This window comes from Corynebacterium tuscaniense (assembly GCF_008693065.1).
Lineage (GTDB): Bacteria > Actinomycetota > Actinomycetes > Mycobacteriales > Mycobacteriaceae > Corynebacterium > Corynebacterium tuscaniense.
In genome coordinates this window covers 1-1,132 of sequence record NZ_VXKH01000134.1, presented here as the reverse complement: position 1 = coordinate 1,132, position 1,132 = coordinate 1, and the positions used below count along the sequence as shown (strand labels likewise).

1 protein-coding gene is annotated in these 1,132 nt (G+C 50.1%); it reads right to left on the bottom strand.

Annotated features, from left to right (window positions below; genetic code table 11):
• Window positions 1-271: 271 nt before the first annotated feature.
• Window positions 272-1,132, bottom strand: an 861-nt coding sequence (locus tag F4V54_RS10865; protein ID WP_211359494.1) for a hypothetical protein, incomplete at its 5' end; no start/stop codon positions are given.

Genomic DNA, 1,132 nt, shown 5'->3' with positions numbered 1-1,132 from the left:
AAATCCTGAAGAGCCGCTTTAGTTCTTGGCGATCCTAGACGCGGCAGCCCAAGTCGCCGAGTGAAGACGTTGGCGCTCTACGAGGGGAATTCGGGTGTTCGGTATTTGGCGAGTGGGCACTCTCACGCGCCACAGGTTTCTGCATTGTGGGGCCAGTTGAAAGGCCGTCGGAGTCCAGTCGTTGCCTGAATAGGGAAGCAGCAAATAAACTGCTTGCCATAGAGGGTTTCCTGGATTCTGCTATCTGTGCCCGGCGGGTGCTGATAGCGTGCTAAGTTGATGGCAGAAACTCCTCGGCAAAGTTTGTCCAAGAATCGCCAAGAGTGTTAGTATCTGTTGGCATTTCGGTCCCAACTGGAGCGCTGTAAGCTCTAATTCGTTGTTCCAAATCAGGCTGTTGAACACTTACTTTTTCATTGAATGCAGTGGGGTTGACCGAGAGTAGGCCGGCTTCCCGCAGTAGGAGGATCATGTAATAGGTTGCCTCAGTCATTATGGCGATACGCGAAATCGAGTGGGCGGCAGCCCGAAATCGGTCTTCGATATCGATACCCTGTACTGTTTGAGTTAAATCATCAGCGTGAACGAGATCTCCGTAGAGCCAGCGATCCATTAGGAAAACGTCGTTGTAAGTTCCTGCATCTGTAATGAGGCGGTAGGCTTGAATGTCGGATGGTGAGCTGGATGCCGCGGCAGGTTTGTTGTAGGCAGCTTTCCATCGATCTTTCCACCAGCTGATAGGTTCAATGTACTGGTTAAGAAGTTCTGCGTTCGTTGCAAATTCTATCTCTGTCAGGACTTTCTCATAGTGGACTTCGTCGCTTCCTAAGATTAGCGGACGGAGGCGTGCAGCCAGGGATTCAAGTTGCTCCTCTTTCGGGTATGTCGCTTTAAGTAGCTGTGAGGTTTCGCCGGTCAAAGTGTTTTTGGTTATCTGAATTTTAAATTCTCCGTCGTGCAAGCGCTGGAGCAATCGCCTGTCTGAGGTAAGGAGGCTGTGGTTGAGGACTCTTCTTGCTCGCAGGATGAAGAGTTCTATTGCATTCTGGGTCATGTTCTTCTTTCTCGGGGCTGTTAGTGGCTCGTTTATTATCCGTAAAGCTTCGAACTGAAAGAATTGAATCCTGCTGGT